The following is a 15,721-nucleotide window of genomic DNA, read 5'->3' as shown; positions in this document are numbered from 1 at the left end:
CTGGTATAAATTTTTCTGGCGTGCTGTGCCTGCGCAGACAGAGGCTGCAAAAAATTCATTCCAGTCCCGCTGTATCGTTTTTATACTGGGCTTACTATATAGTGCTTAAATACCTTTTTAAATATATTGTTCACGTGTGCTGTTTTATAACAGTACTCACTTAGGAAGATTTCATGACCCAGCCTTTTGCTTCTGATGATGGTTTCTTCAGTATTGATCTTGTGGCAGAGGTTCAGTTTACAGACAGTAATGCGGAGCAATCGGCAGCGTTATCCAATAGTAACCAGCCTGCGATTGTGCATCCTAATTTTGACCCAACACAATCACCACTAGATCCTGCAAGACCTCTAACTGATATTCCAGAACCAGTACGGCGCTTAAATAGTCAGCTTCGCCGCTTATACGGTAATGCGGCGCGTTTTTATCAGCCTGATAAGGAAGGTTTGTCAAAATGGGATGTTATTTCTTCAGAGCCATTGGCGGAGCATTTATCGCTATTAAGCGCTGCTAAATTGATAGCGCTGCCTGATAGTTTTTATCATAATCATAGCGAGCAGCCATTATTATCCTCTTTAAATGAGATGGTTTTGCTAGATATGTCAGATATTCAGCAAGCTATTCGAGCATATCCAAAGCTCAATCGTTATGGGTTCTTGCCAGCAGATGGTACAGATGATTTAAAGGGCGAAGAAGCTAGTGAGACGAAAGTCGCAGATAAAACCAAAGTATCTGCTGCACTGTCTCTGCGTACCCTGACCAAACGTTATAATCCTGATGAGTTACTGAGCAGTATGTATGCGGATGATTGGCATGTGATATTGCAGCCGCAGCAGTTTGATACCGGCGAGGGCAGTTTGGCCACTGATATTATGGCGTGCAGCGTTGCTGTCCATGCGTTAAAGCAGTGTAGCAGCCGTAAAAGTATCAATCATAGCTATAGCGCCACGCAAATTTGCCAGCATATACGCAGCTACTTACTCAGTCAGAGTATCTGTGAGCCTGCTCAGCGTCATGCCTATCGCCAAATTCGCATTTTTGCAGGGCATATTGTCGTTGCCGCTCATCATTTAGGCTGGAACATTCAAATGAGTAGTGATGGTCAATGTTATTTTGACCTCTCATCACGTTGTGGTCTCTTGACGCGATATCCCAATATGCAAGATTATGATATCAATGGTTGGTCAAGTTAAGCTGCAACGCCTATAATGCGTGTCATGATAATCATTTTTACACTTTCTTTTTGTTCATAGGAATTCTCTAATGCCCCATGCCCAACACGTTAACAATGTCCCATTTTCATCTCATGCCTTTATTCAGCTGGCTTTAGACAATCAAGTGCTAAAATTTGGTGAGTTTGTCTTAAAATCTGGTCGTATTAGCCCTTATTTTTTTAATGCAGGTCTGCTTGCATCGGGTGAGATGTTGTCGTTATTGGCGCGTGGTTATGCTGATGCTCTAGCTGAACAGATGGCTGCTACGAATGAGGGCAAAGGTGAGCAAGAGCTGGTCATCTTTGGTGCCGCTTATAAGGGCATTCCGTTTGTGGCAGCAACCGCACAAGCTTTATGGCTGTATCATGGTATCAATGCCAAATGGGGTTACAACCGTAAAGAAGCCAAAACGCATGGTGAAGGTGGTAATTTGGTCGGTGCTGATGTCAATGGCAAGGCAGTTTGGGTGTTGGATGATGTGATTACTGCTGGCACGGCAATGCGTGAAGTGGTTGAGATTTTAGAACAAGCAGGGGCACATGTTGCCGGTATTATTGTGGCGCTTGACCGTAAAGAAAAAGGCTTAGCAGAGCACTCAGCAATTCAGGAGCTGGGGGCAACGTTAAACGTGCCGGTGCTTGCTCTTGTAGATATTGATAATTTGATCAGCTATTTAGCAGAGGGCAGTCATCCGAAAAAAGACGCGACCCAACTTGCAAAAATGCAGCATTACCGCGCCCAGTATGGCGTATAGTTAATCGCAATCGTTGTCATCTTTATTTGCCTATATTGATAACCGTGCTGACATGTAATTCTTGTGCATCTTATCTATTAATAACCCTATGTATTAACATCATGTAAATGAGTCTTCTTATGAGCTTACAACAGCCAAAAAAATCTTTAAACATACTTGTGATTATGGATCCTATTGAGCAAGTTAATTATAAAAAAGATACTAGCCTTGCCATGATGTGGTCGGCGCAAGATCGTGGTCATCGTTTGGGTTACTGTCAGATTCATGATTTATGGCTTGATCGTGGGCAGTTGATGGTCGATACGCAGTCAGTTACTGTCAAGCGTGACCCTAAAGATTTTTATATATTGGGTAATAAAACAACAGGATCAGTCAGCGATTATGATGTGATTCTCATGCGTAAAGATCCACCGTTTGACATGCGTTTTATTTATGCCACTTATATGCTTGATCATGCTAAAACAGCAGGTGTGCTAGTCGTCAATGACCCGCAAGCGATTCGTGATTGTAATGAGAAACTATTTGCGACGTGGTTTAGCGATTATATGAGCCCTACGATTGTGACCAGTAAACAGGCACACATTCGTAAGTTTATTACTGAGCAGCAAGACGTCATCGTTAAGCCGTTAGATGGTATGGGTGGTACGGGAATTTTTCGTTTGACTGCTGACAGCCCAAACATTGGCGTGACGCTTGAAATGTTGACTGAGCTTGAAACGCTACCTATTATGGCGCAGCGTTATCTGCCTGAAATTAAAGAGGGCGATAAGCGTGTATTGATTGTTGATGGCACTGTGGTTGACTATACCTTGGCTCGTATTCCAACAAAAGGTGAAACCCGTGGCAATCTTGCCGCCGGTGGTAGCGGTGTGGCCATGCCGTTGACCGATATCGAACGCCAAGTAGCAGAAGTGGTCGCACCTATTGTCAAAGAAAAGGGTCTAATGTTCGTTGGTTTAGACTTAATAGGTGGTCGTATCACGGAGATTAACGTGACCAGTCCAACATGTGTGCGTGAGATTGATGATCAGTGCGGTACAGACATTGCCACTGACTTTATCATCGCCATCGAGCGAAAACTGGCAATCTGATAGGTTCCTAAAGTTTGTTAGTTAGATAAACGGTAAGAATAGGGTAATGTAATACTTATCTATTGGCACAAAGAGTAAAAATAGTTGTGCTAACATGTATCGTTAAAAATGTCAGGTAATCAGCGTTTTTATAACGATTTAGCAGTATTTACCAAAGCCAAGTCGCGACTACTCACGGCTTGGATTTTTATTATTGGTCAGTCAAAAATGACTATATGTCAGACCACAATTTCCACTATACTATGCGGGATTTTAAACAGCTCTTATGACCCGATGATTTCGATGGCTATAGGACAATAAGTCCTTCATATCAATACAAAAAAGGTAGGGAGGCGTTCCATGAAGACACCGCATATACTAATGATGGCTGCTGGTACTGGCGGGCATGTGTTTCCAGCGCTTGCGGTTAGTGAAGAGTTGAGCAAACGTGGTGCCATTATTCATTGGTTGGGTACGCCAAATGGCATGGAAAATGGATTGGTGGCACCGACTGGCTATCCTTTTCATGCCATTGAGATGCAGGGCTTACGTGGCAAAGGGATTGGGCGTTTACTTAAGATGCCAGTGACCTTGCTTTCTGCCACTATGGCGGTTATCAAAATCATTCGCGGTAATAAGATTGATATGGTCGTCGGCTTTGGTGGTTATGTGAGTGCACCAGGCGGCATTGCTGCGCGTCTGACAAAAACACCGCTGATTATCCATGAGCAAAATGCCATTGCCGGTATGAGTAATCGTTATTTGGCGAAGATGGCGACCAAAGTCTTGCAAGCTTTTGAAAATACCTTTGGTAATGATCAGCTTGATGCAAAACTTGAAACGGTTGGTAATCCAGTACGTAATGCTATTAGCGGCGTTGCTGAGCCAACTATACGCTACGATATAAATGACCAATCACCTTTAAAATTATTGGTCGTTGGCGGCTCGCTTGGCGCCCAAGTGCTAAATGATACCGTGCCAAAAGCACTGGCGTTAATAGAGCGTCCGTTTGAGGTGCGTCATCAATGTGGACGCCATAACGAAGTCACCACGCAATCGGCGTATGCTAGCGAAGATTTGAGCGCTCATGAGTTTACCGTACAGCCGTTTATCGATGATATGGCTGCTGCTTATAATTGGGCGGATATTGTGGTTTGCCGTGCCGGTGCTTTGACTGTTACTGAAATTCAGAACGTTGGTATTGCAGCAATTTTTGTACCGCTGCCGAGTGCAGTTGATGACCATCAAACTGCAAATGCGCGTACCTTAACGCTACATAAAGCGGCGATTTTATTACCACAAAACGAATTGACACCCAAACGCTTGAGTGATGAGCTTGCTCTCCTTGATCGAGCCGCTTGCTTAGAGATGGCAAAAAAAGGCCATGCGCTTGCCAATCGTCAAGCTTGCCAACACGTTGCCGATATTATCTGGCAAGCGTTATAAACAGTGATTTAAACGCTTACTATTTTTGATTACTTACATTTTATCAGTCTTCTATAAAGAGAAAACGCTATGTCTACCTCTGCTAAAGCCTTAACCAAACGTTTGATTGAAATACCAGAAATGCGCCGTATTCAGCATTTGCATTTTATTGGTATTGGCGGTTCGGGGATGTGCGGTATTGCTGAGGTAATGAACAATCAAGGCTACAAAGTGAGTGGCTCTGATATTACTGAGAGTCTCGTTACCAAACGCTTAGAGCAGATTGGTATCGATATTAATATTGGGCATGACTCCAAAAATATCGCCAATGCTGATGTCATCGTTGTATCGTCTGCGATTGACCGTAGCAACCCTGAAGTAAAAGCGGCACTAGAAGCGCGTCTTCCTGTGGTTCGCCGTGCAGATATGCTCGGTGAGCTGATGCGTTATCGTCATGGTATTGCTATTGCTGGCGCACATGGTAAAACCACCACCACCAGTTTACTGACCACCATGATGGCAGAAGGCAATTTAGATCCTACTTATGTGATTGGCGGTAAGCTTAATGCCTCTGGCAAAAATGCCGCCCTTGGTAGCAGTCGTTTTCTGATTGCCGAGGCGGATGAATCTGACGCCTCATTTTTGTCATTGCATCCGATGGCAGCGATTGTCACCAATATCGATCAAGATCATATGGAAACCTATGGCAATAGCTTTGATAAATTAAAAGCAGCCTATATCCAGTTTTTACAAAATATGCCGTTTTATGGTCTGGCAGTGGTCTGCGGTGATGACCCTGAGCTATACGCGATGATTGATGACATTGGGCGTCCAGTATTGACCTTTGGTCTTGAGCCATTTAACGATGTACAAGCCGTTGATTTGGTCACCGAAGGCACGAAAACTCACTTTACCGTACTACGCCGTGATCATGAGCCATTGCGTCTGACCCTAAATATTCCAGGTGTGCACAATGTCTACAATGCGCTTGCAGCCATCACTATGGCAACCGACGAAGGCGTCGACGATGCGGCAATCACCCGTGCGCTACAAAAATTTGAGGGCGTTGGTCGTCGTTTTGAGCAGCATGCCTCTGTCACTATCGATGATGGCGATGTTTTACTAATTGATGATTACGGTCATCATCCTAAAGAAGTCGATGCCACTATCAAAGCGGCGCGTCAAAGTTTTCCTGAGCGCCGTTTGGTTATGCTGTTTCAGCCACATCGCTATAGTCGTACGCGTGATTGCTTTGATGATTTTGTCGAAGTACTCTCAAGTGTTGATGAGTTATTATTATTGGATGTTTATTCAGCCGGTGAAAGTCCTATTGCCGGTGCGGATACCAAAGCTTTGGCACGCAGTATACGTTTGCGCGGTGCAGTCGAGCCAACGATAGTTGATAAAAAAAATATTGCCGCTGTAATGCAGCGATTATTAAAAGCAAATGACATGCTGATTACCCAAGGTGCCGGTAATGTAGGTCAAATAGCTATCGAATTGGCTGCCAACGATCTATATATCAAATAAGTCTTAAAAGAATAGCCTCAAAAAAATATTAGGAATATTACTTATGACCACGAATAACCATCAAGAAAACAGCGATAATTTTAATAAAAACGCAGTTAATGCTGAAGATAAGACCGTCGCTATTCTAAATCCAGAACCAGCATTGGCAGCGGCTGCACAAGCTGAACAAGATAAAGTACAGACCAATCATGAAAGCTCTGACGCGCTACCAACGATAAAAGTTAGCAAAGTAAAAGAGGCGAGTGAGTTTGGTAAGGTTGCTGTGATTTACGGTGGTAATAGTAATGAGCGTAGCGTGTCTTTAGACAGTGGTGCTGCTGTATTACAAGCACTACAAAACCAAGGCGTTGATGCCACGCATTTTGATCCTAAGCATCAAGATATTACTGAGCTACGCCAGTATGACCGTGTATTTAACGTATTGCATGGTCGTGGTGGCGAAGATGGTCTGCTACAAGGCGTACTGCAGTGGTTTGATATTCCTCAGACCGGTTCAGGTATTTTGGCATCGGCACTTGGTATGGACAAAGTACGCACCAAGCAATTGTGGCAAGGTTGCGGCTTATCGACCGCGCCATTCTCCATTCTCACGGCCGAAACAGACTGGCAGCAAATCGTCAACATGTTGGGGCTACCGCTTATTATTAAGCCGGTACATGAAGGCTCAAGTATTGGTATGACCAAGGTCAGTCATCTCGATGAGCTGCCGGCTGCTTATGCAACAGCCATACAATGTGGAGATGTAGTGATGGCAGAGCGCTGGATTACCGGTCGCGAATTCACGATTGTTATCATCGATGATGAAGCTTACCCTGTTATTCGCCTAGAGCCTGCTGATATCACCAATTTTTATGATTTTGAAGCCAAGTATAATCGTAACGATACCAGCTACTATATTCCTTGTGGTCTGAGCGCTATTGATGAAAAGCATCTGCAAGCGTTGAGCTTATCAGCATTTCGTGCTGTTGAGGCAAAAGGTTGGGGACGTATTGATGCCATGCAAGATGAAGCTGGCAACTTTTGGTTACTTGAAATTAATACCGTACCGGGTATGACCAGTCATAGCCTAGTGCCAATGGCGGCTAAAGCTCGTGGAATAGATTTTGAGAGCTTATGCTGGCATATCTTAGCTCAAACGGTATAACACTTTATTAAATAGACCCCACTCTCAACTTGAAATAAGCAATTCAAACTGAAGTGGCGGGTTACCAAGTTTTTTGTTGAGTACAAAGCATAGATTATGTGACAGAATTTTACGAATCAATCGATGAGACAAATGCCATAAATCTCTTGCTCGTACCCTTTGTATATTAAATCGTTCTGATAGCTGACCAATGACTGTTTCAACGATACGGCGGGCTTTCATTAGCCGTTTTACCACAGGTTTGGGTCTATCCTCTTTCATGTTAGCTCTGAGTGGCGTTTGTAAATCCACTCCTTGAGCGTCGTAGTACTGAGTGAGACTAGGGCTGATATACCCTTTATCAGCGCCGAGCAAACCATAGATATTGTCAGTAATATCAGGCGCAACCGCTCTTTCATCAACATTGGCAGGAGCAAAGGTAAAGCCTTTAATCATGCCCGATAAGTTAACAAGCAAATGTCCTTCAAAGCCATAGTACCTCTCTTGCTTAGCCGCACAGTAGCTAAAAGCCGCTAAGTCTTGATAGTTTTTATGCCGATAAGCGCGTCCATAATGACAGACGGGTATCGGAAAACCATCCATAAAATGGATGTTGTCACGGCCCTCAAGTTGACTGACGTTATCTTGTATCCGCTGTTTGACTTGCCACAGATTCGCGCAATGCTTTGCGAAGTTAGGATATGAGCCTATGGCTGGAAACCAGGCTTGCCAGTGCTGGGTAAAATATTGCCAAATCTGTTTGTCTTGATCAAGGTTTAAAAATTCACCGACCAGTTCCATGCAAATGATCTCAGGATCACTCAGCTTTGGCGCGTAACCTGCACCTCGCAAGGGTTCAGTAACGACTATTTTGTAATATTGCTCTACCATTAAATAGATATTGATGATAAATTCGTCTATGGGCATCTCATGACTCCGTTGTATTCTTGGTCGAAAACAATAGATTAGTGAGATGCTCTTCTTTTTTCAATCACTTTCGAAGTTGAGAGTGGGGTTAAATAGGTCATTGCCTATGTGTAACAAGCTTTTATGAGTAGTTATACAATAGTGATTATCTAGATGAATGATGTATGGGTTGCTATTTACCGCTGTTAAATGGCAGCTTCTCATTACTCACAATGTATCGCTAGAGCTGCTATACCACAGCTTCGTGTAAACTTGTGTAAATTCGTTATTAGTAGTAGGGGTTAGGCTATTGTTTGAAGGTAAAATACGTTAATATTGTAACTATAGTCGGTGAAAAGTAATATCGATACAACAGGTACTACTGGTGCAAATTTTTCTTGCTTGCTGTGCCTACGCAGACAGAGGCTGCAAAAAATTTACACCAGCAATACTGTAGCGATTTTAAAGTATTTCAACTATATCTAGCTGCCTTAGTGATACTTATGTAACGCTTTGGTAAGCCCTTCATTAAATAAGAGAAATGTTACATTTAAATGCAAATAAGCTCACTTTATATCGCCTTTTAAAGTAGCAAATTGATAGCATGTCTATTAAGTGGCCTGCTACGGTGATAAGTGCCTTTACATAAATAAAAAAACATCATCGATTTTACGTAAATATAAATCGCATGTATAAAATATACAGATTATATTGATTAAATATAGGGACGAAGTTTAATATGGCTCAAGCTGTCAATGACGTCGCTGACTTGATGAATGATAAAACCCGTCACCCAAAATCAAACTTTCAAGTACCCACTGCGGTCAGATATTTTTTTACAATATTGGTGCTCGGGTTATTAATACTAATATTGATAATGGGCGGTAAGGCTTTACGTGATGCACCTCCAGCAGCTATTCATGTTAATCATCAAGGATTGACGGTCGCCGAATATCGAGCGCTGCAGCATGTCATGAATCAGCAAAGTGTGAGTAACTTCTTTACCTCTGATTTGCAGGCGCTGCGAGATATCACCACTGGTTTGGCTTGGGTTGATCAGGTCAGTATCAGTCGTGATTGGCAGCGAGGTATAGTGGTCACGGTATTGCCTAAGCAGGCAGTGGCAAATTTTGGTACTGAGCGTTTAGTAGATGCAACAGGCAATGTGTTTGTCCCTGCTGATAGTAGAGATTTAACGCAAGAGGATTTTGCAACTTTGCAAGGTGATATGACGCAGGCACCAGTCATTATGCAGCAGATGCAGCAAGTCAATGACTGGTATGCGCCGCTTGGCTTACAAGTTGAAGATATCATTTTGTCGCCAAGAATGACGTGGCTGATTCGTTTTGATAATGGGTTACGTATTATCGTTGATAATGAAAATACGGCACAAAAGCTGCTGAATTTGAGCCAGCTATTGGGTAATCAATTAAAAAACCGCCGTGATGAGATGCAGTCGGTAGATCTTCGTTACAAAAACGGATTTACGATTGCATGGAATATAGCGCCGCCAAAAGATAATGAGACACCCGTAAACGAAAAACCCCCAAGCGAAACACCTCTATAAGTAATATATAAAGTAGCCAACACGCTAAACTTGTCTGCTTTATTTTTTATACAGAGTATACATACGCTATTATCAGACGATAATAGCCTTATTTTAATGATTTAATGGAGACATCATTTGTTCTCCTGTTTAGCGATAATTTGTCTGGTACCATGAAAAATACTGAAAATCTGGTTGTTGTCCATTTAAGTGCCACGGCAGTGTATGTCGTTATTGGTAGCGTTGTGTCTGCAAAAGACATCCGTATTATGGGTGTGGGGCAAGTTAAAAATAGCGATTTTTATCAAGGTCAAATCAAGCATCGCGAACGTTTGCAGGGCGCTATCAAACAGGCTATTCAAGAAGCGGAAGATACCGCCAACTGCCGCGTGCATAGTGTATGGCTTACGATGGCAACTCCTGAGCTATTGAGCAAAAATAGTGCTGGCGATGTTAGAGTAGAAGATGAATTCGTCCGTACTAAAGACATGGTGCAAGCGCTCTCAAACGCTAAATCGCAAGATTTGTCATCTGATTATTATTTAATGCATTGTTGTCAGCAAGGTATTTATATCGATAACCAAGAGTTTATGGTTGATGATGCCATTGACATGGTGGCGCACAACATTGCTGTGATGTATCACATGATGATGATGCCGGTTGCTGGTCGTCAAAATATCCAAAAACTATTGCAAAGCTGTGATGTTGGTATTGATCATATTGTGTTCGATGCGGTAACCAGTGCAGAATATAGCTTGATGAGCGAAGAGCGCCAACAAGGCGTTTGCTTAGTGGATATAGGTGCCAGCACCACAAGTATTTGTGTTTATAAAGAAAACAAGCTGATTTTTACCCATTGTATCGCAACGGGCAGTCATGAAGTGACGATGGATATTTCAGCAGACGTTGGTATCTCGATGATAGAGGCTGAAAAGCTGAAAAAATCGCATGGTACAGTTGATGTCAATAGTGTAGATCCAAGTTCATTTTTCCTGTTTAAACCGCAAGGGTCAGGTGATGAAATCAACATTGGTATCTACAACCTTGCTCGTATTATTGAAGCCCGTTACGTGCAGATTTTCACTGAAGTGGTTCGCCAATTGCATGAAGCGGACTTATTAGGCTATATTGATAAGGGTATTGTGCTCACAGGCGGCGGTAGTGCTATTAAAGGCATGATACCCTTTGCCAAAAAATTACTAAAAATGCCAGTGGTATTGACCAACACGCACCCTGCGATTAGTACTTACAATCATTTTGATAATGATGAATCCTTTAAGCAGCTGAATCTTCAGGTTAATGATCGGGCTTATCAAACGGCATTTGGTACACTATTATATAGTCAAAGCGAGCAGTTTCGCCGCAGTGAAAAAAGCGAGCCTGAGGCGATTCAAAAAAATCGCGTCACAGGCGTTTTTCAAAGTGCCGGTCAACGTTTTGCCAGTGTACTAAAAAAGATATTATAATTGCGCTGTAATTCTACTGACAATCTACATACCACCATCAGATAAGAGTTTTGTCAGCAAGACCAAGCAACAATATTAATAGCAATACCCTGTATAATGACGGCATATCTTGGTTAAGCATTACTATTTAAGCCATGGCCCTGTTTTATTCAAATACATTTATATATAGTAAGTCGATAGCGCGCCATATGCGTGTGTTACCACGTATCGACCATCACGCTATCTGCAACTGGAGAAACTTTTTTATGTCAAAATACACCATGCCTGATGATAATCAGCTTCAAAATAATGGCCAGGCAAGCTTCACTGTATTCGGTGTAGGCGGCGGCGGCGGTAATGCAGTTGAACATATGGTACAGCAAGGGATTAGAGGTGTAACTTTTGTCTGTGCGAATACGGACAAACAGGCGCTTGATCGTTTGACCGCACCGCATAAATTGCAACTTGGCGCAAAAACCAATCGTGGGCTTGGCGCAGGGGCGAATCCAGAAGTGGGTCGTGAAGCGGCAGAAAGTGATGAAGAAGCGATTCGTGCCTTACTTGAGCATTCAGATATGGTCTTTATCACCGCCGGCATGGGCGGTGGTACGGGTACGGGTGCTGCACCAGTCGTAGCGCGTATTGCTAAAGAGATGGAAGTATTGACCGTTGCCGTAGTCACCACGCCGTTCAAATTTGAAGGCGGCAAACGTATCAAGGCTGCCAAAGCGGGTATCGAGCAGCTTACCAATTTTGTTGACTCTATCATTACCATTCCAAATGACAAGCTGATGAGTGTCTACGGCAACATCTCTATGCAAGATGCCTTTAAAAAAGCAGATGATGTGTTATTGCATGCGGTTCAAGGTATTGCTGAAACTATCGCTAGCGAAGGTATGATCAACATTGACTTTAACGATATTCGTACAGCAATGACCGCTAAGGGTCATGCTATGATGGGTATCGGTCGTGCCAGTGGCGATGATCGTGCGCGTCAAGCCACTGAAAAAGCCATTAGATCGCCACTGCTTGATGATTTGCGTCTAGAGAATGCCAAGGGCTTACTCGTCAACGTGATATCGTCTGAATCTTTGTCTTTAGATGAGATGAGCAAAATCAGTGTCATCGTCGAAGAAATTACTGATATCGATGAAGCGCATATCTTCTATGGCTCAGTGATTGATGAGAAAATGGGTGACGATTTACACGTTACAGTTATCGCAACCGGTTTAACCTTGGATGAAAATGCTGGTGAAGAGCCTGAAGTAGTAGAACAGCCTGTGCCTTCTGTAAACAGTACACAACCTGTTGACCCAAACTTGCATACCAGTGCATTAAACAGTCAAAAACAGTCTCAAGCTCAGTATCAAGAAAACCCAATTCGCTCAAATACGGTGCCTGAACAGACTAAAAGCAAGACCAATAGCATTCAAGACTATCTAAAGCGTCAGCAAAACAAATAGATATCATTCATCTAAATATTGCTCTTTAAAAAAGCCAGCGTTTGAACTGACTCCCATAAGTTGGACATAACTTATGGGGGTTAGTTCACGCTGGCTTTTTTGTGCTTATTGATAACATCTGCTATTTACCAACCGGCCTATGTATATAGTTGAAATACTTTAAAGTCGCTACCGTATTGCTGGTGTAATTTTTTGCAGCCTCTGTCTGCGTAGGCACAGCAAGCAAGAAAAATTTGCACCAGTAGTACGTGTTGTATCGATATTACTTTTCACCGACTCTAGAAGACAAAGCACTTTAAAGCTCACTATGTCATAGCAATCTGTCAGCTATTGCGACTAGAGAGTCATCGATAATAATGCTTCGATAAGTGTTATTAATCAAAGAGATAGGTATATCAATGCTTTTTATCGCTAGCGAACTGGGGTCGGGTAATGCTACACTATAGCAATTGTAACAAAATATGTGAGAAGACAGTCATGAACCAACGAACCATAAAAACAGCAATCGCCGTTACAGGTACTGGTCTTCATAGTGGTCAACCTGTTGATTTAGAGTTTCAGCCGCAACCAATTGATACTGGAATCGTCTTTGAGCGTTCTGATATTGTTGGCAGCACACCCATCCCTGCCAGTGCCTTTTTGGTACAAGATACCATGATGTCATCCAATCTGGTATTTGGTGGTACCCGTGTCGGTACGGTTGAGCATTTGCTCAGTGCCATAGCAGGACTTGGTGTTGATAATCTACTAATTCGTGTATCAGCATCAGAGATACCTATCATGGATGGCAGTGCTGCGCCATTTGTAGGATTGTTATTACAAGCAGGTTTGTGTGAACAAGATGCTTTAAAGAAGTTCATTAGAATTGTACGTACTGTACGTGTCAAAGTTGATGATAAATGGGCAGAGCTACGTCCTTACAGTGGATTTGAGCTGAATTTCGAGATTGATTTTGACCATCCTGCGATTGATAAAGATTTTCAGCATGCCCAATTGCAGTTTTCCACACAAAACTTCATTGAACAATTAAGCTCAGCACGTACTTTTGGTTTTTTACGTGATATTGAAGCCATGCGTCAGAACAATTTGGCATTAGGCGGCAGCATGGACAATGCGATTGTCATCGATGAAGCAAATATTTTGAATGAAGAAGGTCTACGTTTTAATGACGAATTTGTCCGTCATAAAATTCTAGATGCACTTGGTGATTTATATTTGATTGGCTATCCGATTCTAGGTCGTTTTAATGCTTATAAATCTGGTCACGCTTTAAATAATTTATTGGTGCGTGAGATTTTATCCGACCACAATAACTTTGAAATTGTAACTTTTGATGACAATGTAACATGTCCTATCGAATATTTACCTTTGAATGGTATAACTGTCGAAGGATGAATACAGGAATATACACGAAGTATCGAAACATTTACGCAATATTACATAAAATGGTTATAGGTGGGACGAAATAATATTCGTATAAGTGGATGTATAATTCTTTATTTTATGATTAGTTACCTGTACAGTAGATGAGATAAAAGCTGTAGCGAATAGCAAAATCATCTGTTAGTGATGTTCACAATGTGAATGACACTGACAGATGATTTTTTTTGTTTTTGAAATTACAAAAACCTAGCCTGAACCGTGTCATTTACTGGATTAATTTACATAACTTTACATTATTTGTAGGGGTTTTTTACGAATTTATGAGGCGCAAGAGTGCTTTTTTGAGGTTTTCATCAGTGGTGACATGCTCTGCTGTCTGTGCTATAGTCCGCTTTGTGTTTTGGCTAAGAGCCTGATTTTCATGGGCTTTAACGGACATTGAGCGTGATTCTGACAAGGCTGATGATGATTTAGAATAATGATTATCGGCAGATTTCTTGGCTACGACGACGCGAATTTGCTTGAGTTGTTTAAATGTAATTGACTGCTCTGTTAACACCTGCAAATACGCGCTCTGTAAATAGCGAATATGATTGGCAGCAGTTACCGACTCGACACTGAGTGTCAGTTGTTCAGACGTTAAGCCTACGACCCAGCAGCTATTGAGGATTTCCTCAGGTAGACAATCTACTAAAAGCGCTTTTATTTCAGTGGTCGCTTGTACATATAAACGCATACTATCAGATAGGCTTTGAGGTAGCGCACTACCAGCAAAAGCTTGATGATCGATGAGAGTAGCAAGGCGGTTAGGGTTTTTTTTGGACATCGTAATGACTCATCTAACAGGTGAAAAATCGATATTCATAATAAACATACTCTAAACGCTCATTTTCAAAGCAAGGTATGACATAGCAAACGATTTATATAGTAGATGATTACGCTGCTAATGATATCAGCATCATCTACTTAAGAAGTAAAAGAGCGATTGTACTAAAGATTTTATCATGTTTATTTCATGATTATATTCTCTAAACTAATTCATGCTTTGTCACGGATGACGAGCAATTCCGTTTTAACAATAGGTAGTAAATTTATGAAACAAGCTTTATTAATTTTGTCAGTATTGGGAATGGGCGTAGCACAGACAAGTGGTGCTGCCGAAACAACCTTTCAATCAAATAATACCTTGAGTCATACCATTACAAATATCACTACTTCTGCGAACTACGGTTCTAGTCGTAACATTTACAGCACCAATAGCGGTGCATATGTTTCTAGCAATGATGAAATCAGCCAAGCAATCGACAATCTAAGCGCGCATGCAAAACAAAAAGAATATCAGCTTGCTTCGCTAACCAATCGTTTGTCTTATGAGCAGCGTCAGCAGAAAGTAAGTTCAGTGCCAGATCGTTATTCGGCTCCTGCTATTGCAGCAGCAAATGCATCACGAGTCGCTTTATCTAGTAGCACAGGCTACTGTGCTCGTTATGTCCGTAAAGCGCTACAATCGGCGGGCTACGAGTTTACGCCTAACCCTTCAGCGTATCAGTATGCCTCTCGCGGCACACTCTCACAAGCTGGCTTTACCAAAATCAGTAATAACATGCAGCCTCAAGTGGGTGATGTTATTGTCTATGATCGCTCATCAAACCGTCCACATGGCCATATCCAAATCTTTGATGGTAATGATTGGGTGTCTGACTTCCGTCAAAACAGCATCAGCCCATACAGTGGTGTCTATGCTTATACAACATGGCGCGATTCCAAATATGTTGATGACGCATCGGACCGTGGCATCTACCTTGCTATGGCTGACAAATAAGTATCAGTTAAGCGCTCTCTCCGGACTCAGTAATGCTCTTTAT

The 15,721-nt window shown here is 42.2% G+C and carries 13 protein-coding genes; 11 read left to right on the top strand and 2 right to left on the bottom strand.

What is annotated here, in order from left to right; translation table 11 throughout:
- Positions 1 to 173: 173 nt before the first annotated feature.
- From PSYC_RS09085 to PSYC_RS09055, 6 genes are all read left to right on the top strand, one after another.
- A complete protein-coding gene (locus PSYC_RS09085; protein WP_011281014.1) occupies positions 174 to 1,190 on the top strand; it encodes a hypothetical protein in 1,017 nt (338 codons plus the stop codon).
- Positions 1,191 to 1,260: 70 nt separating this feature from the next.
- Positions 1,261 to 1,965 (top strand): orotate phosphoribosyltransferase, encoded by a 705-nt coding sequence (pyrE, locus tag PSYC_RS09080; protein WP_011281013.1) that lies wholly within the window; start codon positions 1,261 to 1,263, stop codon positions 1,963 to 1,965.
- Between the two features lie 119 nt (positions 1,966 to 2,084).
- The gene (gshB, locus tag PSYC_RS09075; protein ID WP_041757766.1) at positions 2,085 to 3,056 is read left to right on the top strand and encodes a glutathione synthase; all 972 of its coding nucleotides are present in this window, start codon (positions 2,085 to 2,087) and stop codon (positions 3,054 to 3,056) included.
- Between the two features lie 339 nt (positions 3,057 to 3,395).
- Positions 3,396 to 4,481: an undecaprenyldiphospho-muramoylpentapeptide beta-N-acetylglucosaminyltransferase gene (murG, locus tag PSYC_RS09065; RefSeq protein ID WP_011281011.1), complete on the top strand. Its 1,086-nt coding sequence runs from the start codon at positions 3,396 to 3,398 to the stop codon at positions 4,479 to 4,481.
- 69 nt (positions 4,482 to 4,550) lie between these two features.
- Positions 4,551 to 5,990 (top strand): UDP-N-acetylmuramate--L-alanine ligase, encoded by a 1,440-nt coding sequence (gene murC / locus PSYC_RS09060; RefSeq protein ID WP_011281010.1) that lies wholly within the window; start codon positions 4,551 to 4,553, stop codon positions 5,988 to 5,990.
- A 43-nt stretch (positions 5,991 to 6,033) separates the two neighbouring features.
- Entirely contained in the window at positions 6,034 to 7,134 is a 1,101-nt protein-coding gene (locus tag PSYC_RS09055) for a D-alanine--D-alanine ligase (protein WP_011281009.1), read from the top strand.
- Between the two features lie 24 nt (positions 7,135 to 7,158).
- Here the strand turns inward: PSYC_RS09055 and PSYC_RS09050 are convergent, their stop codons facing one another.
- Entirely contained in the window at positions 7,159 to 8,040 is an 882-nt protein-coding gene (locus PSYC_RS09050; protein WP_011279666.1) for an IS982 family transposase, read from the bottom strand.
- Positions 8,041 to 8,758: 718 nt separating this feature from the next.
- Between PSYC_RS09050 and PSYC_RS09045 the strand changes: the two genes are divergently transcribed.
- The 4 genes from PSYC_RS09045 (at position 8,759) to lpxC (ending at position 13,868) form a co-directional block, all read left to right on the top strand.
- A complete protein-coding gene (locus PSYC_RS09045) occupies positions 8,759 to 9,586 on the top strand; it encodes a cell division protein FtsQ/DivIB (RefSeq protein ID WP_011281008.1) in 828 nt (275 codons plus the stop codon).
- A 152-nt stretch (positions 9,587 to 9,738) separates the two neighbouring features.
- Positions 9,739 to 11,031 carry a cell division protein FtsA gene (ftsA, locus tag PSYC_RS09040; protein WP_201500658.1) on the top strand — a complete coding sequence of 431 codons (1,293 nt, stop codon included), beginning with the start codon at positions 9,739 to 9,741 and terminating at the stop codon, positions 11,029 to 11,031.
- A 245-nt stretch (positions 11,032 to 11,276) separates the two neighbouring features.
- Positions 11,277 to 12,473, top strand: coding sequence for a cell division protein FtsZ (gene ftsZ, locus PSYC_RS09035; protein ID WP_011281006.1), 1,197 nt, complete (start codon positions 11,277 to 11,279; stop codon positions 12,471 to 12,473).
- 477 nt (positions 12,474 to 12,950) lie between these two features.
- Positions 12,951 to 13,868 carry a UDP-3-O-acyl-N-acetylglucosamine deacetylase gene (gene lpxC / locus PSYC_RS09030; protein WP_041757762.1) on the top strand — a complete coding sequence of 306 codons (918 nt, stop codon included), beginning with the start codon at positions 12,951 to 12,953 and terminating at the stop codon, positions 13,866 to 13,868.
- 298 nt (positions 13,869 to 14,166) lie between these two features.
- Here lpxC and PSYC_RS09025 read toward each other — a convergent pair whose 3' ends face one another.
- The gene (locus PSYC_RS09025) at positions 14,167 to 14,682 is read right to left on the bottom strand and encodes a DciA family protein (RefSeq protein ID WP_011281004.1); all 516 of its coding nucleotides are present in this window, start codon (positions 14,680 to 14,682) and stop codon (positions 14,167 to 14,169) included.
- Positions 14,683 to 14,949: 267 nt separating this feature from the next.
- Between PSYC_RS09025 and PSYC_RS09020 the strand changes: the two genes are divergently transcribed.
- Positions 14,950 to 15,678, top strand: a complete 729-nt coding sequence (locus PSYC_RS09020; protein ID WP_011281003.1) for a CHAP domain-containing protein — start codon at positions 14,950 to 14,952, stop codon at positions 15,676 to 15,678.
- Positions 15,679 to 15,721 lie beyond the last annotated feature (43 nt).

The organism is Psychrobacter arcticus 273-4, from assembly GCF_000012305.1.
In the GTDB taxonomy this organism is placed as follows: Bacteria; Pseudomonadota; Gammaproteobacteria; order Pseudomonadales; family Moraxellaceae; genus Psychrobacter; species Psychrobacter arcticus.
Note: the sequence above shows the minus strand (reverse complement) of the source record. Positions and strands in the feature narration are given on the sequence as shown.